The following is a 19,185-nucleotide window of genomic DNA, read 5'->3' as shown; positions in this document are numbered from 1 at the left end:
GTGATATTTTTGATATGAATATGAAAGTTACTAATGTATTTATATTCTAAGCCTTAAATAATAAAAGTGATATAGGTCATGAAATTTCGTAATTACTTTTTTCGTAAAAATAAATCAAAACTCATTGTAAGCCCATTAATTCTTAAGCATTTAGAATTGATTGAAAAGGCTCCATATAATGATAAATCTACTCGGGATAAGATTTGTAGACAATGGAAAGAGTGTATCAATAAAGATGTTTCTTTTATATATCAGCTCTATAACGTATTGATTCATAAACTAGAAAATTTTGATGGAGAAGCCTCTGAAGAAACAAAGAACTTATATAAATTTCTGACTATATTTTCATCAAGCGATTATATATCTCTTAGTGGAGAAAAAACAAAACATGCTATTTCTAAAAACAATGAAGAACTGATTCGTCATATAAAGAAATTGTTAGAAATTCCTGATTTCCAAATTATAGAAATCAATGTAAAAACTTATAACAAAGGAAATCTTGGTGATTTGATTCAAAAAATATTTGCTTTGTATTTTTATCATACATCTTACTTAGATGAAAAATATAGAAGTGAAATTTCTCAATATATACTACCGCTCTATAAAGCGTTTCCCGAGAATAAGAATACTTTGATTACTGCATTATTAAGATATCATCCCAATGCGATTGATAATTATGCAGAACTCATTATGTTCTATATAACACAGAAAAATACTAAAGGAATTTTGACTGGTATAGCTCTGAAGATGTTTGGTTTAAATGCTGATAGAGAAGATTTTGAACATAAAAATGCAGTAAAAATTATCAAAGCTATACTTGATAAAAGTGATTCCTGGACTGAGGATGTAAAAAGCTTTTTTATTGACACTTTTTTCTTTAACTGCTTTGATATAAAACTGAATACAAAAGAAGAGCAACTACAAGAAGTTAATGAAAAAATAGAAGAGCTAAAATCTATAGGAATACATCAAGGTGTTAAACATTATAAAAAAGAAAAAAAGAATATTGAAGACCATTTTGAAGCTATTAAAGAAAAAAGATGGAATGATGCTGTACAACGAATAGCTGTAAGTAAAACTACGTCTGAATCTATACGATTGGTTATTCGCGCTTTTACAGGAAATTCTAAAATTAACTATCTCACTTTACTAATCTGTGATAGTAACTCATATAAAAACGAACCTAAAAAGTATACCTCATCTCAAAGCCCCAAAGTCATTTTTAAAGATTTTGCCTTAAAACTATGGGTGATTGAAGAACTAATGTATAATCAGAATCTATTAACACCAAAATTTGATATTGCAGAATTTGTAAAGGAACATGAAAAAAGACAAATTGATATAGAAAGTGATGGTTATAATATTATTCCAGAGATAAAAGCATATTTTCAAAACTTAGATATTCCACAAGAATTGCTTAACCAAGTGACAGAGTTGTATATGGATGATGGTTTTGGTGGAGGAGCACAAGTGTATTATCAATTATGGCCATTTTGGGATCCGGGAGTAGGCGATGAGATTATTCCGATTTCTAATACAGCTATTGATGATCTAGAGTTTTTACCAAATTTGAAAAAGATTATAGGGTTAGAAAGTAAGCCTGATAATCAACGACTTGTTCAGGGTATAGAAGAAAAAGGTGTTGTGTTAATGTTAGAGAATTGATTTTTGTAAATATTTGATTTTTAATTTCTTATAATGCTATGTTTACACTGTAAGTTTAAGTGGTTTTTGCAAAATATTGATTCTTTAATAAGCTTAATTTAGAACAAAAATATGCTATCTCTATTTAGATAAGTGATATACAAAGTAATTATGTGGATGAATTGATCAAAGCCAAGAATAGGGAAAAAAACACGAGGTTTTTCCTGGTATTTAGCAGCCAGTTTACTAGTGAAAAAATCAGTAACACCATGTAAAATGCAATTAAGCAATACATAGGTAATAGCAGTTTCTATAGGAAATAATAACAAACCACATACTAGAAGCACAGCAGTATAAGTGATGACATGTATAAAGAGCCATTTGAAATTCTGGCTTTTTCCTAATGCCATTTTTGAAGTTTGAAGAAGAAAATCTCCCACCCAATGTGCTAATAGAATCCACGTAAAGATCATACCTAAAAGGTATTAATTCAGTAGGTTATAACCTAATTGTTAACATAAAGTTTTTATAATAGTAATCCAAAATGCAAAAAGAAACGGTAAACTTAAGTATATTGTAGTAGAAACGTGTTTTTGAATCAAATCGTTAGAAATCTACACTTTTTGATATAATATCTGCACACTATTGTGCAATAAATATATATCTAATTTTAATACTATCAGATGTTTCGTACGTTCCGCCATAGATTGCTATTCTGGTTTTTGGTTTTCATTAGTTTTAGCTTTGTGATTATCATGCTTTCTATTGCGTACCTTAAAAAGCGGGAACATATTTTAAAACGAACAGAAGCTATAGAACAATCGCATGTTATGCTTTTAAAAAGCGTAAAAGCACAACAAGATTTCTTCAGTTATGCAACCAAAGATCAACAATTTTTTAAGACAGGAGACAATAAATACCTAGATCAATATCTCAAATTGCTAGATAGCACAAGATCTTATCTTATGCATGTAGATTTTAAAGATGAAGGAGCATTGGTTGGTGGGATAGATTTTATTAAATCTGATATTACAGAAATTGATGCAGTTTTCTTAGAACTGATTGTCCAAATCCAGGCACGTGGGTATAAGAATTTTAACTTGGAAGGGACAATGAGAAAAGATGTGCACTGGCTTGAAAATATAGAGGAAATTGCTTTAGAAGATATTCTTTTTCTCAGAAGACATGAGAAGGACTATATAATGCGAAATGAACCCATTTATATTACCCAACTTACTCGGCTAGTAGATAAGCTTGCTCAAGAAACTGTGGCAAATAAGAAGATAACCAAAGCCCGAAAAAGTGAAATACTGTCTTATCTATTAGGGTATCGTAATAAATTTTTGCAATTAGTAGAACTAGATCAACGAATTGGGATTAGGGATAACTCTGGATTGAAACAAAAACTGGATCAACGAATCACTATTTGTGAAGCCGATTTTAGTGATATTGTTGTTCATGCAAAAGAATGGGCCAATGCAGAATTTAAACAACTTACAATCACTTTTGGAATCATTTCATTTTTACTCATGATAGTAAGCGTGTGGATAAGTTCATTAATTTCTAGAAAAATAACAAAACCACTTACAGAACTTACATTACACATCACCAGATTTGTAGATAGCAATTTCACATTAGAAACAGAGCACCCTGTAGTTCGCACACAAGACGAAATTGGGAGTTTGACAAGAAATTTTTCTTTTTTGAAAGATGAAGTCATTTCGCGTTTAAAGTTTTTTAAACAAAAAGTAGACGAACGTACTACAGAACTAGCAAATGCTAATAAAAAACTACTTCGTCTTAGTGAAGCCAATAGTCGTTTTGTACCACAAGAATTTTTGCATAATCTAGGGAGAGAAAGTATAGAAGAAGTGCAATTAGGAGATCAGGTTGAACGGGAAATGACTGTGATTTTTTCTGATATTCGTGAGTTTACAAAGATCTCTGAATCCTTGAGTCCACAGGAAAATTTTGATTTTATTAATGAATATCTTAGTGGTATAGTCCCTATTATAAAACGAAACGGAGGATTTATAGATAAGTTTATTGGAGATTCTGTAATGGCACTCTTTCCTGAAAACCCTGATGCAGCGATACAAACTGTTTTTGAATTTGAGGATTTTCTTGAAATTTTTAATCGTAAACTTATAGAAAAAAACCGTTTGCCGATAGAAGTTGGTACTGGTATTCATACAGGAAACTTAATCTTAGGTACTATTGGACATGATCACAGGCTAGAAACTACAGTGATCTCTGATGCGGTAAATACATCATCACGAGTAGAAGGGTTAACAAAGTATTATCAATCCAAGATTATCGCTACAGAGGCAACTTTATCAAAACTAAAAAATAAGCATTCTTTTAACTATAGGTTTTTGGATAAAGTCAAAGTAAAGGGTAAATCTAAAACACTTTCGGTTTATGAATTTTTATCATCTCGCGAGCATATAAAACTAACCTATTTAAAAAGCTACAACACTGCGGTAAAACATATAAAAAATGAAGAGATCGTAAAGGCAACTACAATTTTTACTAAGCTTCGTAAAAAATATCCAGGAGATAAAGCAATAAAAATCTTTTTGGATAGGTGTCATAATTATATAGAACAGAAAGCATCTTCTTGGGATGATATAACCAATATGATTACTAAATAATTAAAAATACAATCTGTGAAAAAATATGATCTTGTTGTAATAGGTTCAGGACCAGCTGGCGAAAAGGCAGCGGTAAAAGCAGCATACTTTGGATATAAAGTAGCCTTAATAGAAAAAGAACACAAATTTGGCGGGGCAGGGGTGCAAACAGGTACTTTGCCTTCAAAAACACTAAAAGAAACCGCACTGTATCTATCAGGAATTTATCAAAAAGGTGTTTTTGGAGTAGATAAAGAGATTGGAAGAGCAACCGGAGTTCATGACTTCTTATACCGAAAAAATGTGGTGACTAACCATATGAATAAAATCGTAAAATATAACCTAGAAAAACATGGCGTTGATTTGTACGAGGGATTTGCCAGCTTTATAGATAAACATCATCTAAAAATATCTGGAGATTTAGAGCAAACTATAGAAAGTAAATACACCCTTATTGCTACCGGTTCCTATCCATATCATCCAGAGTATATACCCTTTGACCATAAAAGAGTATTAGACTCTGATTCGATTTTGAGTATAACCAAGTTTCCTAAGTCAATATGTGTGTTAGGAGCAGGTGTAATCGGTTGTGAATATGCTACCATATTTGGTGCTATGGGAGTAAAAACCTATATAGTTAACGATAGAGATAAAATTCTCGGTTTTTTGGATAGTAAAATCTCTGAAGGGCTGGTAGATCAGATGAAGAAGAATGATATAAAGATTTTGTTTAATAATTCTGTTATTGATTTTGAATTACCAGATGATGATGACAAACCACTTAGACTCGGTCTTAAATCAGGAGAAACTCTTAACGTTGATATGTTTTTGTTTGCCGCAGGTCGCAGTGGTCAAATAAAAGGCTTGAATTGCGAAGGAATAGGCGTTAAAACAGGTAATAGAGAAACCGTTGTTGTAAATGAAAAATTTCAAACTAACATCCCGAATATCTTTGCAGTAGGAGATGTAATAGGGTTTCCAGCTCTTGCGAGTACGAGTATGGAGCAAGGACGTATTGCTGTTACACATATGTTTAATACAGCCGACCTGGAGTCTCTGGCAGATATTTTTCCATATGGTATTTATACAGTTCCCGAAGTTTCTATGGTAGGCATCACAGAGGAGCAAGCCATAGAAACAAAGATTGATTACGGTGTTGGATATAGCTATTATCGTGATACTGCTAGAGGTATGATTATGGGAGACACAGATAGTGGATATTTGAAATTAATTTTTGAAAAAAAAACAAAAATTGTTTTAGGAGTGCACATTATAGGGCATTTTGCAACTGAATTGATTCATTATGGGATGCAACTAGTACGGGAACAAAAAACTTTAGACCATTTGATCGCTACAGTATTTAATTACCCTACATTGCATGATTTATATAAATATGCAAGTTATGATGGACTGGGAAATATAGCAGGTAAAAAAGTTAAAAAAGCAGGTGAATTGATTTAATTGGATAGGTAATATTACAATTTAGCATACCATTTTGCAATAGTATTTTGTGCAGGTTTATATCGAGGAGAAAAACCTAAACTTGTTGGAGCACTATCTTCTGGAGTTCTTGTGTCCCATTGCCAGATATATGTTCCTGCAAACCATTTTTTATTCCAAAGCTGTTTGAATAAGGCTTCATAAGCAAGATGCTGTGTTTGATCTGATTTTTTCTGATATAAAATACCAAGAAAAGATCCCCATTCCCATGGTCGTATAGTTGCTGAAACTTCACTTTTGTAACCAATTTCAGTAAAAAGTATGGGTTTATTATGGGCTTTTGACAGGGATTCTAATTGTATGATATGCTTATCCCAACCTCTTTTTAAGGTTTCGAGATCTGGTTTTGATGTTTTAGTGATAGGAAAATATGCCTGAATTCCTATATAATCTAATTCTTCCCAGAAGTCAATAAGTTCGAACTCTCCATCCCAATTAGCCGCATAAGTAAGTTGCCCATGATATATAGTTTTGATTTCTTTGATTAAAGATGTCCAGCGATCAGGCATGTGTTTTAATGAAGTTCTCAACTCCGTACCTACGCATAATAATTCTACACCTGTTTCTTCAGCCATTTTTGCATAGTGTATTAGATTATCTCGATAAGAATCAAACCATACATTCCACTCATTTTTGGATTTTAATGCAATATCAGAACGCCACCCATCATTAACCCATATATGAGGTTTTAACTGAACATGGATGCCTTTTGCTTTAAGTTGGCTTATGGTTTTTATAAATACAGAATCTCGACGTGACCATTTTCCTATGATTTCAGGAGTTCCCATTGTAGTAATATATTGATCTTTTTGGGCTATGAAAGGGATAACAGCAACCCACTCTATGTTATTTTTAACCAATTCAATAATGGGTTTTTCATTATCCGAACTCCAACCAAAAACACTCATTCCACGGTGTTTTTTATCAATTTTATAGTGGTCTTTGATCGTATTACCAGTATTTTCTACAGTATAATCCCATTCGTATATAAAGTTTTCTGAACTGTTTGCATACACGATGGATTTAAAAATAAGAAAGAGAAATAAAACAGGAATGATTACCCTTAGTACCAATCGTTTACTCATTGTCTTTATACCGTGGTTACGAAATACGCTAATAAAATACCTAAGAATCAAAAAAAGTATATATAATACAGCAAAGAGTACATGTAAACTTATTAAAAATTGAGAGTTGAGAAGAAGTTCAGAAAGTTCCCGAAATGATTTACCTAAACTTAACTCTGCTCTAAATAGTAACAATGACAAGATCAATAGTATAGATATGAGCCAGGTCACTAGATATACTTTAATTGTAGAGAAGAGTTCTTTTTTCATGATATAAACACAGAAACGTATAGTATTAGAAGAGGAATAGATAGAAATGTTACATTGTAAATTTATATTTCCATTTTTCTGTGAAGAAATGTTTTAATGACAACTATAAAAAAATGTAACAAATGTATCTGATTATTTTGTAATGCATTATATTTAAGCATTATAACACAATTTAATCAAGAATACTACACATTCGTCTTATGTAACCTCCCCCTTTTATTATTTAACCTGTTTTTTTAAGAAATAGGTCTTGTATTGTTTTAAAATTTTGGAATAAGATGTTCAAAGTTGAAAAATGAGAGTATTCATGTTTTTATCTTAGTTTACCCTATTAAAGATAATGCATGAAATAGTATGTGAGACTGTGTTATAATTAATAAACCCCACTTAGTAAGTACTTAATAATCTAGCTAATTAAAGTAGTAATGAGTGTAATAGTAAAAAATATTCATATTCCGATTGAGGAATATGACTTTTCAAACCATCACTGTGACGAGAATTCAATATTTATAGGGAGAGAGCAGGCACAGAGAAAATTAAGAAGAAGAATAGATCCACGGGGGAAAAATAAAGATTATAGAGGTGCTTATTTGGTTGCAGGATATAGAGGGATGGGAAAGTCTACTATGGTAGATAATGTGATTAGAGATATCAATAAAAATGAACAAGATTCAGAATTAAATAAGATGAATTCATCTATAGATAATAATGAATCTTTAATTATACCAGTAAAAATATTCCTTTCTCAAGGAGAACTGAGGGATTATGACTTATTACGGCAGGTCTTTATACAAATGGTCGATAAAATCATTTCAAAGAGAGAACCGTTCAATAAGAGTATATTGAGAGTTATAGCGGGTATTATCTCTTTTTTATTAAGTTTTCTTATAATCTATTCCCTTCTATATGGAGTAAAATTAGGGATTATAAATAGTGATCATCAAACATTGATTACCCAGAACCAGACTCTGGTTATTTTATTTTTTTCATTGATATTCATTATTTTATTTGTGTTGGTTAATATCGCTTTAACATGTGCTTATCGAAAAATTCATAAGAAAAAAATTGATTTATATTCAAAAATTGGTCAAGTTAAGAAAAGGATAAATTCAGATTTAGAAGTAGAAAATAAAACCACAAACAATACTGCTTTCTCTGGTTTGGTTAATGAAAGTTCTCTTTTAAATAAGGTGACTGCACTTATCCAAGATATTGGAGAAAGACCTTATAAGCAATCGTTTAATAGATTTACAACAAAAGAACTCGAATTTGAGATTAAAGAAGTACTGAGGTTGTATAAAAATGTAAGAAAGGGTAGGGAAAAAGGATGTATACTTTTTATAATTGATGAATTAGATAAATTAGAAGCAGAATTTGTAGAAGGGGAAAATGATTATTTTGAATTAGGAAAATCCAGAACAGATTTAAGAAAGGAAACACTATCAAAGCTTCTTGCTAACCTAAAAAGCTTTATTCACAGTGCTGATGCTAAGTTTATTTTTATTGGTGGTGCAGAAATGTATGATGCTAGCTTAGCTGATGTGGCAGATCGTGAGTCTTTTTATAGTAGTATTTTTCATGAGGTGATCTATGTCAATAGTTTTTTTAAGGATTTTGAAAAAAGTAAGACAAGAATTACCCAAATGGTAGAAAACTACTTAGTACGAATTATTTTGGGGAATTTTATGGTAGATGAAATGATGAAAGATGACGTAGCTTCAGTAAACTATTTGACATTGTTATACCAAAAATTAGAAGGTATAGACCATAGAGATAGAATCTTTTATCAAATACATCAATTTATCGTTTATCTTACTTATAGAAGCAATGGTAGCCCGAAGAAACTTAAAGAACTTGTAGAAAATTATATGGGGTCTTTAACAGATGAGAAAAATGATAAAGAAAAAGACCTGATTTTACCAAGAAGGAAAGATTCCCGTAGTAATTTATTTTTATCCATCAGCTATAAAGAACAGCATAAAATAGGGGTGCTATCATCTATTTTTTACCCGTATATGATAGAGAATGAAAAGTACCTTAAAGAACTTAATGATAAAAACTTATATCTATCTGCTTTCTTAATGGATCATATTTTAAAATTTCACAAATCAGCATTTTCATGGAGAGAGTTAGAATTAATGCCAGACATTATTATTGGAAGTAAAGGGCCTCATTTAAGAGAGACACTTAAAAACCTGATATCATACTTGTCAATAAAACATATTAGAAGAACAACGAATGCGATGTTTCAATTTAAGTTTCGTAGTCGATCTGCGATGGAATTAAAATATATATCAAAAATATCAGACGAAAGTGAGGCCGCATTTAATTTTACTTTGGATGAATCATATCACATTAAATCATTCTTTAAAAGAAAATTAAAACAAAAGATGGAGTTCTATAAAGATGCTACATCATCAAATATAGATTCATCTTTTATTAATACATTAAGTTATTTGAACTCTACTATTGCTGATATTCATTTTTATGATGAAGATTATGATGCTGCCATACGCTATTATGCAGATGCTATTCAGCCATTAAGAGGTACAAAGGATCTTCATCAACATCAAATGATGCTTTATACCAGAAATCGATTGTTACTAAGTTTGTGTCTTGAAAAGTCGAAGAGATATGATTCTACATATTCGATACTACGCAGTATTACTTTAGATACAAAAGAATGGGTGTTCGATTCTAATGAGGATACTACATTAAAGTATTGGGATTATAAAGAATGGGAAAGCCCTTATAAACGAATGCAATTATTTTTAAGGCCTCATCTCGCATTATTAATGGTACTCGAAAAAGATAGATCAGACGGTATTACAGAAAGTAATTTAGAGAGAAATATTCAAGAATATACCAAGTTTATGGGAGTAATCGATTTGTTCCCTTTTAAGAGTTTTATTTCCGGACTTACATATTACGACTTCTTTGAAAAAAATACTACAGGAGACCATAAAAGAACACAAACATTACTTGCAGATTATTATCAAAGCGTAGGAACTATACTGTACTATAAAAATAGAAATTATAAATCGCTTTATGAAAAAGGGTGTGAAGGTATCTTAAATGAATTTTTAAAAGTTGGTGGATTGAGCAAGGGAAGTATGAAGAATAGAAAGATAGTCATTAATGGGGTAGAAGTAGAGAACCTAAAGAATTACTCTAGTTTGGATAATGTTAGAATACACTTTGGGAAACAGGAATCCAAACATTATTATCCCTCATTTAGTGCGTTCTTTTATTATACAACTTCTTTAGGGCACCTTATAAGCCCATATCTTGAAAATATAAAGTCCATTTTTGGACTTAAAGACTTAAGACCTAAAGATCAAATCATAATACTGGAGAAGTTAATCTTTGAGACCAGAAGCAAACATATTCTTAATGGGAAACAGAAACAGTTCCTTGGTTTAGTTTTAGGGAAATTAGCAGATACTATTTTATCATGCTTAGGAAATAATGAAATTAAAATATCCAGATTAAAGGGGGCATTAGGTTCGCAGAAGTTACATGATTTAACATTAAAAAATCTTACTGCGAAGTCATGGGGGTTGGAACGAAAGGGAAGTAAAGAACGTTTATCTTTTAATGATTTATTTTCCATAAGGAGTGTATTCTATTTTAATATTATTAGTTATAGGTTGTATTATCAAGCAGGGAAATATCATGATGCTTTATTTTATATTAAGAAATGTATGTATATCATAAATGCACATCTAGTTAGAACTCGAGATATTGATAAGGAAATAATAATATTTGTTAAAAATTTTGTGCAATATCTCGTTAAGGAATCCAATAAAGTTTTAACGAATTATACATTGTGGATAACAAAACATAATTCATTGTATGATGATATCATACAAAGTGTTAAGGGAAATGAGGTTAGAGAAAAGGAATTTGATTTAATTTCTGAAGATGAGAAAGAAATAAGCCGAATATATGAAAAGATTAATCTTAAATTTCATCCATCTTGTATCTTATCTAGATATAAAAGAGAACCTGAAATCCAAAGTATATTTGCTAGGATACAATTTTTGAAACATAAAATTGATTGTTGCTTTTATGAGCAGTTAGATTTCTTAACTAATAATGTCACTGTTGATATACATAATGAAGTTGTAGTAAAAAAGCTTAATGCCAGTTTTAAAGAAGTTAATTTTTGTTCGAAGAACTTAATTAATATAATAAAAACGTATGGCTTTAATTATATAATGAGTTATTCTTATATGGGAAGCTTGTATTATAATTTAATTAAATGGACAAGGTTAGTTGTTCAATTACAATCTCAGGAACCATTTGAGGAAACTTACAGTAAATGGGATTTTAAAGATATAGGGTTATTAAAAAATGAAGTTAAGAAATATTATAAAAAAGCAATACGACTTCATTCTGAGGGAAGTGAATATAAAACTGCTATCAAAGAAATGTATATACTAGAGGATGATTTGAACGATTCTTTGGTACATTTCTGCGCATCTTTAGAAAGAAGTTTAATCAATACCGGGGTAATAGAAAGGAAAATAGAAAGAATACCAATATTATGATGTGAACGAGGGACCGAATGGCATTTAGATTATTAAAAAATTATCTCGTATACTTGCTCTTTTTAACAATTAAGAAAATAGTATAGCATTATGATAAATAGAATATTGATATTATCAATAACTATAATTTTTACGCAACTATTATCTGCTCAAGATTATGTAGATATAATAAAGGCTGACTATGCGACAGTATTTGGTGCAGGTTTTGAGAATAATGATAGTGCAGATACCAATGTTAATTTACTTGATATTGCAGTTACATATCCCATAGTGGTTTCTGAAAAACTTGCTGTAATTACTGGTGTGGATTATAATCAACATGGCTTAGATCTAATACCAAATGGAGAAGGAGTAACCTTAAATAATATTACTTTAAAAGCCGGTGTTGCTATTAAACACAATGAAAAATGGTCAGGGACCTATCTCTTTTTGCCCAAAATAGCAAGTCAGGAGTTACATACAGATGGAGATCAATTCTTTTTTGGAGGGTTGGCTCTACTTAAATATCAAAAAAGTAAACGTATGCAGTATCGCATTGGAGCGTATGCCAGTAGCGAAGGGTTTGGTGTAATTATGACTCCTGTTATAGGATTATATTACCTAAACGAGAGTGAAACATGGGAGGTTACTGCTAATTTACCAATCAATGCTGATATTAATTATCGTTTTAATACTGCTGTAGCTGTGGGGTTTGGTTTCCAGGCACCGGTGCGCTCTTATAGTCTTAAACGAGAAGATAATATTCCAGATTTATATACCCAGGTATCTAGTATAGAAGCAGGACCTTATGTACAACATAGTTTTTTAGAAAAAAGTGTATTGGTACGTTTACAAGCTGGGTACTCAAGTGTATCTTATGAAGTCTTTCAAGAAGGAGATACCTTGCCAATTCGCCTTTCTGCTATAGAGTTTGGAGATGATCGTAATTTACTTAACCCAGAAATGACAGGAAATCTGTTTGTTAGAGTAGGTGCTACGTATCGTTTTCACCTAAATAAAAAGAAAGACTGATATTGTTTTCTTAGAGTGATAAAACTAGTATCTTTAAAAGGATAAAAAGTATCATATCACACTTAAAATCAATATGCTATGGCAACTAATGAAATTAGAAAAGAATACACAAACGGAGAAATTACAATTATCTGGAAACCGGGGAAATGTACCCATTCTGGAATTTGTGTTCATACATTACCTAAAGTATATCATCCAAAGGATAAACCTTGGATACAACCAGAAAATGCAACCACTGAAGCTTTGAAAAATCAAATATCAAATTGTCCTTCAGGTGCTTTGACCTATAAAATGAATCAGAACAACTAATCAAGATATCTTCATCTTTTTTGTTTTGAATTAAAGAAGATGTTTTCTGTTTTATAGAAGAAAATTTAATAAAAAAGCACCTTGCCAAGAACAAGGTGCTTTTTTTGAATTTGGCTAATTCAAATATTACGCCTTACAGAATGATATAAAATCTCTTATAGGTCCAGGTCCAGATTCTCCATTGGTAAGTAACACTGATGCTGTCAACTCAATAGTGAATGCACATGATCGAAGATCATTAACAGTTTGCGTACTTGGTGTAAACTGCAATTGTGTTGTACCAAAAGTTTCTGGAGATGCCATTAACGAAATTGGAGGAAAACTAAAACTTTGTCCAGGTTTATTTGGTCCAGTGATTTTAAGTGCTAATGAACCTAGATTTTCATTTCTACCATGATAATTTACATATAATGCATCTATGATCTTAACACACTCATCAGGCGTTTCACCTACAGTTATAATTTCTTGAATATTTACTGATACTGCTGCTATTTGATTATCTTCAGTATCGGGAGCCCAGCTACCATGTTTGTTTACATTATTATATCTAACATTGAATACGGCAATTGGTTTTGAAGTACCTGCGACTGCCTCGCTAGTAGAATTGTTTACCTGCCTTTGTTTCATACGTACTGCAACATATTTATTGAATACCTGTGGTACAAGAGGCGCAGCAGTCATAGGAGGTGCAGGAGGTGTTATAGGCAGAGGAGGTGTAGTCTTCGTACCTATTGAAGAAGGAGGAGCACTCATATCAAGAAAGATTGTACTAAAGATTTGTGTGGTTGCCAACTTAAGGATTTCTGCATCCTGATGTGCTTCAAAGTTAGCTTGTTGCGGTACCCGTATCCAATTATCAACGATATCCACATTATTACTTAATGGATCTGGATGATTAATATAAACAGGATCTTTTATCCAGGGATTTATAGGATTGAAAGTCTCTATTAAAAAATTACCTATCATTGTTGTTGGTACAGCATTAGAGTTTACAGGTGTCCATGTTCCAGTTAACGGTGATGATGGAGAGGATACTATTTGATATTCAAACATGTATTCCATGGGTTGCCCGTTTAATTTTTTGCTAAGACTACCTACCAGATTAATAGTACTATAAAATGCAAAATCACCAGGTTTTGTTTTACCGGTTATACTATCGATATCATCTTGTATATGTATATATTTAGCTTTTCCAAAATGTGTAAATGTAGCCGGAATTGAAATTTCTGGAATAATAATTTCACCTTCAAAACAAAGTGTAACACATAAACATGGACCTACATTATTTCTTTTATCAGATGGTTTTTCAAATACTATAGGAGTTCCATCAAATTCTAGTTCAAAATATACATCTGGTCCACTATTAAATGGAGGGAATGGTGTTTCTACATTAATAACAGGAGAAAGAAATGTTTGCTTAAAATCTTTACTTGTGTAATCAATTCTAAAATGCCCTGTACTATCTGTAATGGCAGAACCTAGTTCATCATCTTGAAACCAATCATCATCCATAGCAATTACTTTTACTCCGGGAAGAGGAATTTGGTCATTATTACAATTTAACAGCCGTCCGCAGATAACCCAGGCATCAAATAATTCACGCATTCTGCACCAGAAACGTTGGTTAATACAATATTTCCAGTAAAATACAATGTCATCGTTAATTTGTCGCCATCTTGGCTGTAGTGTGGTGATATTAAATTGTATTGGATCACGATCCTTACTTTTTTGATTAAATACACGTTTTGTTACAACATCGATCATCAAAGGACCATCATACTGTTCATATTTTCCTTTTAGTTCTGTTTTATAGTTTCCTTGCTCATCAATTTCAGCTTCGGCAATTAGTAATTTGGCTTTGGCTTTGATTTGTTTTTCATCTAAAATTTGTAAAGTGTTTTTTGGATCTGCGGCTACATTTGTAATGATACTAAGATCAAAATTTTCTACGCGATAAAAACGTACTATAGAACCAAATAATGGTTCTTTACAATCTTTGCATAATTCCCCTGCAAGATTTCCTTTAAGAATAAACCCCATGTTGTAAAAAGTTTTAAGATTAATTTGTTGAATGCTCAAAACTATCTATCCATAACTATTTGTAAAAGAGTTTAATAACTCATTAACATTGGTTGATTCCCCTTTTTTGAACAAGTGGTTTCACGGTAGTGTTTTAGGGTTAAGTTCCTGATTAAATATGATGTAATATTTTTTCTGTTTGATAGAAGGAGTGATTTTGATATTACAAATTATTAGATCATAAATTAGGGAGTGGTAAAATATGTTAAAAACTTGTTTTTAGTTTTTGAAAAAAATGTGATTTCTTTGCCATCGGGAAAAAAAGAAATATTGGAAAATCAGGAAAAAGAGAATATAAAGGTATACACGCGCTATAACTTTTTTAATAAAACCTATTGTGTATTTAGGGGAGTACCTCTAAGAGAAATCAGAAAAAGAAAACCCAATTATAGGAGTGAATCTGGAAGTACTTACTATTATACAAAACATGGAGTGTATCGAATGTCTAACCACTGGGGTAGAGCGGCAAAATGTCAATGGCGACTGGTATCTGATTTTCCTGCTGAAATTGATGATTTAAGGTTAGGATTTGCTGAATGGGGAGATTTTAGAGAAAATCTGGATCCCGATGTTGATGCATATTATATTTCGGTTGATTTTGAAACCAAAAAGGTTGGCTATATGCATAAGGATAACCCAAATTATGATCAAGTAGCAGTATTACGTTCTGCAGATGCTACTCGAAAGTTAATTAAACAAATTAAAAACCTTCTTGAAACCTATAAATGGGCAAAATACTATGACTATGATGATTTGGATGAGTTTAGAGGGGAAGTAGTTACCAGGCTCATTAATAGTAATATTTCTTTGAATGAGTTGAGAAGGGAATTGGTGTAATACAAAATATAAATTATTGTACCTCTCTGGAGCGTGTTTGAAATCTCTTATAATTCTGGTAAAGGAACATACGAGTTGTCGTTAGGAACTGTGAGGAAATCGCGTTCCTTCCAACGCATTTTTGCAGCTTCTATTTTTTCTTTACTAGTAGATACAAAATTCCAGTAGATGTGTCGTTCTTCTTCAAAAGCTTCTCCTCCAAACAGTATGACATGAGTATCTGGAAGTAAAGTGATACTACAACTATCTTCAGTTTTAGAAACCAGCATATTTCCTTCTGGGATATGATCTTCACAAGCCTTGATTGCTCCTTTTACAATACAAATACCAATTTCACCTTTCAATTCTCCTTTAATATGTAATTCATGTAAGTGTTTTGATTTAACATCAATCATGAATAATTCAGAATATACAGGAACAGGAGAAGTATAACCATAACCTTTTCCTGCGATTAAACGAAATTCTGCTCCTCCATTCTGCCATACAGGTAAATCCTTGGCATCAAAATGATAAAATTCTGGATCAATCTCTTCAAAGTCTTTAGGTAATGCAATCCATATTTGATACCCATGAGCAGTAAATACTCCATTATTTCTAAGGTCCTGTGGAGTACGTTCTGTATGAGTGACCCCTTTGCCGGCAACCATCAAATTTACAGATCCGGGAGAAATTCTTTGGTTAGTACCAATACTATCTTGATGCATAATTTCTCCTTCGAGCATATATGTCAGAGTAGATAATCCAATATGAGGATGTTGATCAACATCCATATAATGACCTTCTTTGATTTCGGTTGGTCCCATATGATCAATAAAAATAAATGGGCCTACCATTCTCTTTTTTCTAAAAGGAATAAGTCTTCCTACTAAGAAATCACCAATGTCCCGACTTCGTTCTTCAATAATTAACCCTTGATTTGACATAGATAAAGAAGTTTTGATACTGCATTTAAAGATATGGTATTTACATACGAATTATGTTAAAAAAATATTAACCGAGAATACAATATTCTACTCAATATAATGGTTTACAAATTATAATGTGCAAAGACTATGTATATTGAATTTGGTAGCTCTTTTACTTTAAAATAATTTACTATCTTTTCATTCGTTTTTAAATACGAACAACTAATACCAATCAACCTTAAACCTACTCATGGAAATTTTTTCTTCTTATAATGTCATTATTGGAATTTCACTAATCATTATTTTATCTTTTATTTTTAATGGTGTTGCCAAAAAAACTAGTGTACCAGCGGTACTTTTATTAATTATTTTAGGAATCATTTTACAGTATGTACTTAAAGCTTTCGGAGGAGACTCTATTGATTTTTTCCCAATGCTCGAAGTATTAGGTATTGTAGGTTTGATTATGATTGTACTAGAAGCAGCTCTCGAATTGAAGTTAAAGAGTGATAAATTAATGCCTATTCTTAAATCAATGGCAATCGCATTAATTGGTTTAGTAGCTTCAACATTTATAGCGGCAGTAATACTAAAAGCTTTGGTTGAAGGCATGACGATGCAATCAGCTTGGTTATATGCAACTCCATTATCGATATTATCAAGTGCTATTATTATCCCTAGTGTAAGTGGGTTATCAGAAGCTAAAAAAGAATTTCATGTTTATGAAAGTACGTTTTCTGATATATTGGGTATTATGCTATTTTATTTCTTAACCGGAAGATTAAATCCTGCAGAAGATGCAGGAGTTGGTGGTTTTTTTCTAAATCTAATTCTTACCATAGTAATTTCGCTTGTAGCGAGTTATGCTATTATCCTAATTTTCCAGAAAATTAAAAGTCAGGTAAAACTATTTTTGCTTATCGCTGTGTTATTACTATTGTACGGTTTAGGGAAAAAGATGCACTTATCCTCTTTAATTATTATTCTGATCTTTGGGTTAGTAATTGCAAATATGAAGTTGTTTTTCCAGGGGAAACTTAGGGGGTATTTGGATTTTGAGAAAGCAAAATCTATATATCATGAACTGCATGTAATTACCGCAGAAACAGCGTTTGTTGTGCGTACGCTATTCTTTGTGATTTTCGGAATCACAATTGTGTTATCATCATTATTAAGTCTCAAAGTTACCTTAATTAGTGTTTTAATATTAATCTCGATTTATGCAATTCGATATGGGTTATTACGTCTCTTTATGGGAAAAGATATTTCGCCACAGTTATTTATAGCTCCACGAGGATTGATCACCGTACTTCTTTTTTATGCTATTCCGGCAGAAGCTGCTATAGAGGGATTTGAACCTGGAATATTATTATTTGTGATTATTGGAACTAGTTTAATTATGACATGGGGAATGATACGTGATAAAAAACGAAATCCTACCCCTGTAGAAGAAGCAAATGAAGAGTTAGAAGAAGGTGTAGAAGAAACAGAATACTTCATTAATAATACAACAGACTTAAGTGAAATTGATGATGCAGAAGCATCAGATGAATATGAAACTGAATAATGAAACGTTTACATCGATTAACTGCAATATTAGTAAAATTGCAATCCAAGAAAATTGTTCAAGCAGCAGAACTAGCAGACAAGTTTGAGGTAAGTTTACGTACCATATATAGGGATATGCAGGCATTAACAGATGCAGGAGTGCCTGTTGGTGCAGAAGCAGGTACAGGGTATTATCTCGTAGATGGATATTCTCTACCACCAGTGATGTTCACAGAAAAAGAAGCTAATGCTTTATTAACAGCTTCTAAAATTATAAGTACTAATAATGATCAATCGCTAATCGATGAATATCAGGAAGCTGTAGAAAAAGTTATTGCAGTGCTCAAAACTACACAAAAGAAAAAGCTCGAAATTTTAGAACAACGGGTTTTTACGTATAATAGAACCAAAATTAATCCAAGTACTTCTTTATCTGTAATCCAACAGGCAATTACAGATTTTAGAGTTCTCGAAATTCAATACACTAAAGCATCAAAGGAATTTAGTAAAAGATTAGTAGAACCTTTAGGAGTGTATTTTACGAATAATACCTGGATTATGATTGCACATTGTCGATTGAGAAAAGATTATCGAGAATTTAGAACTGATCGTATTATAAACCTTATTGAAACACAAGAATTATTTCCTCCAAAACATTTTACATTAGAAGAATATTATAAACTTAGATATGAGGACTGGATTACTTCCGAACACTCTGATTATGAGCATTCATTACCTAAAGAAAACCAGTGACTCCTGCGATTATCAAGTAGATTTTTAAAAATTGTTTTATCTGTAAAAACACTCCTGACATAGGGTTGTCATATGCTCA

13 protein-coding genes are annotated in these 19,185 nt (G+C 31.6%); 9 read left to right on the top strand and 4 right to left on the bottom strand.

Annotation, left to right across the window (positions count from 1 at the left end):
- Positions 1–78 precede the first annotated feature (78 nt).
- On the top strand, positions 79–1,665 hold the full coding sequence (locus PQF96_RS19830) for a DUF6892 domain-containing protein (protein WP_271767948.1): 1,587 nt from the start codon (positions 79–81) through the stop codon (positions 1,663–1,665).
- A gap of 98 nt (positions 1,666–1,763) precedes the next feature.
- Here the strand turns inward: PQF96_RS19830 and PQF96_RS19825 are convergent, their stop codons facing one another.
- Complete coding sequence (locus PQF96_RS19825; RefSeq protein ID WP_271767947.1) at positions 1,764–2,117, bottom strand: DUF3307 domain-containing protein; 354 nt, start codon at positions 2,115–2,117, stop codon at positions 1,764–1,766.
- A 210-nt stretch (positions 2,118–2,327) separates the two neighbouring features.
- On the opposite strand from PQF96_RS19825, the gene PQF96_RS19820 reads away from it, so the two are divergent.
- Positions 2,328–4,298, top strand: coding sequence for an adenylate/guanylate cyclase domain-containing protein (locus PQF96_RS19820; RefSeq protein WP_271767946.1), 1,971 nt, complete (start codon positions 2,328–2,330; stop codon positions 4,296–4,298).
- A 15-nt stretch (positions 4,299–4,313) separates the two neighbouring features.
- Positions 4,314–5,738 carry a Si-specific NAD(P)(+) transhydrogenase gene (gene sthA / locus PQF96_RS19815; RefSeq protein WP_167571901.1) on the top strand — a complete coding sequence of 475 codons (1,425 nt, stop codon included), beginning with the start codon at positions 4,314–4,316 and terminating at the stop codon, positions 5,736–5,738.
- 14 nt (positions 5,739–5,752) lie between these two features.
- Here the strand turns inward: sthA and PQF96_RS19810 are convergent, their stop codons facing one another.
- Entirely contained in the window at positions 5,753–7,111 is a 1,359-nt protein-coding gene (locus PQF96_RS19810) for a glycoside hydrolase family 113 (protein WP_271767945.1), read from the bottom strand.
- A gap of 425 nt (positions 7,112–7,536) precedes the next feature.
- On the opposite strand from PQF96_RS19810, the gene PQF96_RS19805 reads away from it, so the two are divergent.
- The 3 genes from PQF96_RS19805 (at position 7,537) to PQF96_RS19795 (ending at position 12,984) form a co-directional block, all read left to right on the top strand.
- On the top strand, positions 7,537–11,664 hold the full coding sequence (locus tag PQF96_RS19805) for an ATP-binding protein (RefSeq protein WP_271767944.1): 4,128 nt from the start codon (positions 7,537–7,539) through the stop codon (positions 11,662–11,664).
- Between the two features lie 90 nt (positions 11,665–11,754).
- Complete coding sequence (locus tag PQF96_RS19800) at positions 11,755–12,675, top strand: DUF6268 family outer membrane beta-barrel protein (protein ID WP_271767943.1); 921 nt, start codon at positions 11,755–11,757, stop codon at positions 12,673–12,675.
- Positions 12,676–12,753: 78 nt separating this feature from the next.
- Positions 12,754–12,984: a (4Fe-4S)-binding protein gene (locus PQF96_RS19795; RefSeq protein ID WP_109438614.1), complete on the top strand. Its 231-nt coding sequence runs from the start codon at positions 12,754–12,756 to the stop codon at positions 12,982–12,984.
- Positions 12,985–13,110: 126 nt separating this feature from the next.
- Here PQF96_RS19795 and PQF96_RS19790 read toward each other — a convergent pair whose 3' ends face one another.
- Entirely contained in the window at positions 13,111–15,024 is a 1,914-nt protein-coding gene (locus PQF96_RS19790; RefSeq protein ID WP_271767942.1) for a transthyretin-like family protein, read from the bottom strand.
- A gap of 285 nt (positions 15,025–15,309) precedes the next feature.
- Here PQF96_RS19790 and PQF96_RS19785 point away from each other — a divergent pair, with 285 nt between their 5' ends.
- On the top strand, positions 15,310–15,900 hold the full coding sequence (locus PQF96_RS19785; RefSeq protein ID WP_271767941.1) for a hypothetical protein: 591 nt from the start codon (positions 15,310–15,312) through the stop codon (positions 15,898–15,900).
- Positions 15,901–15,947: 47 nt separating this feature from the next.
- On the opposite strand, the gene PQF96_RS19780 is transcribed toward PQF96_RS19785, so the two are convergent.
- A complete protein-coding gene (locus PQF96_RS19780; RefSeq protein WP_271767940.1) occupies positions 15,948–16,823 on the bottom strand; it encodes a pirin family protein in 876 nt (291 codons plus the stop codon).
- A 232-nt stretch (positions 16,824–17,055) separates the two neighbouring features.
- On the opposite strand from PQF96_RS19780, the gene PQF96_RS19775 reads away from it, so the two are divergent.
- Positions 17,056–18,372 (top strand): cation:proton antiporter domain-containing protein, encoded by a 1,317-nt coding sequence (locus PQF96_RS19775; protein ID WP_109438619.1) that lies wholly within the window; start codon positions 17,056–17,058, stop codon positions 18,370–18,372.
- Positions 18,372–19,106, top strand: a complete 735-nt coding sequence (locus PQF96_RS19770; protein ID WP_109438620.1) for a helix-turn-helix transcriptional regulator — start codon at positions 18,372–18,374, stop codon at positions 19,104–19,106. Before PQF96_RS19775 ends, PQF96_RS19770 begins: the two co-directional genes overlap by 1 nt.
- The last annotated feature ends 79 nt before the right edge of the window (positions 19,107–19,185 follow it).

The organism is Aquimarina algiphila (genome assembly GCF_947494415.1).
In the GTDB taxonomy this organism is placed as follows: domain Bacteria; phylum Bacteroidota; class Bacteroidia; order Flavobacteriales; family Flavobacteriaceae; genus Aquimarina; species Aquimarina algiphila.
The sequence above is the reverse complement of the archived record's forward strand: the minus strand, read 5'-3'. Positions and strand labels throughout refer to the sequence as shown.

What these genes read in the sequence shown, in the direction of transcription:
- PQF96_RS19830 (WP_271767948.1), top strand. Translation starts at nt 79, where the DNA reads ATGAAATTTCGTAATTACTTTTTTCGTAAAAATAAATCAAAACTCATT.
- PQF96_RS19825 (WP_271767947.1), bottom strand. Translation starts at nt 2,117, where the DNA reads ATGATCTTTACGTGGATTCTATTAGCACATTGGGTGGGAGATTTTCTT.
- PQF96_RS19820 (WP_271767946.1), top strand. Translation starts at nt 2,328, where the DNA reads ATGTTTCGTACGTTCCGCCATAGATTGCTATTCTGGTTTTTGGTTTTC.
- PQF96_RS19810 (WP_271767945.1), bottom strand. Translation starts at nt 7,111, where the DNA reads ATGAAAAAAGAACTCTTCTCTACAATTAAAGTATATCTAGTGACCTGG.
- PQF96_RS19805 (WP_271767944.1), top strand. Translation starts at nt 7,537, where the DNA reads ATGAGTGTAATAGTAAAAAATATTCATATTCCGATTGAGGAATATGAC.
- PQF96_RS19800 (WP_271767943.1), top strand. Translation starts at nt 11,755, where the DNA reads ATGATAAATAGAATATTGATATTATCAATAACTATAATTTTTACGCAA.
- PQF96_RS19795 (WP_109438614.1), top strand. Translation starts at nt 12,754, where the DNA reads ATGGCAACTAATGAAATTAGAAAAGAATACACAAACGGAGAAATTACA.
- PQF96_RS19790 (WP_271767942.1), bottom strand. Translation starts at nt 15,024, where the DNA reads ATGGGGTTTATTCTTAAAGGAAATCTTGCAGGGGAATTATGCAAAGAT.
- PQF96_RS19780 (WP_271767940.1), bottom strand. Translation starts at nt 16,823, where the DNA reads ATGTCAAATCAAGGGTTAATTATTGAAGAACGAAGTCGGGACATTGGT.
- PQF96_RS19775 (WP_109438619.1), top strand. Translation starts at nt 17,056, where the DNA reads ATGGAAATTTTTTCTTCTTATAATGTCATTATTGGAATTTCACTAATC.
- PQF96_RS19770 (WP_109438620.1), top strand. Translation starts at nt 18,372, where the DNA reads ATGAAACGTTTACATCGATTAACTGCAATATTAGTAAAATTGCAATCC.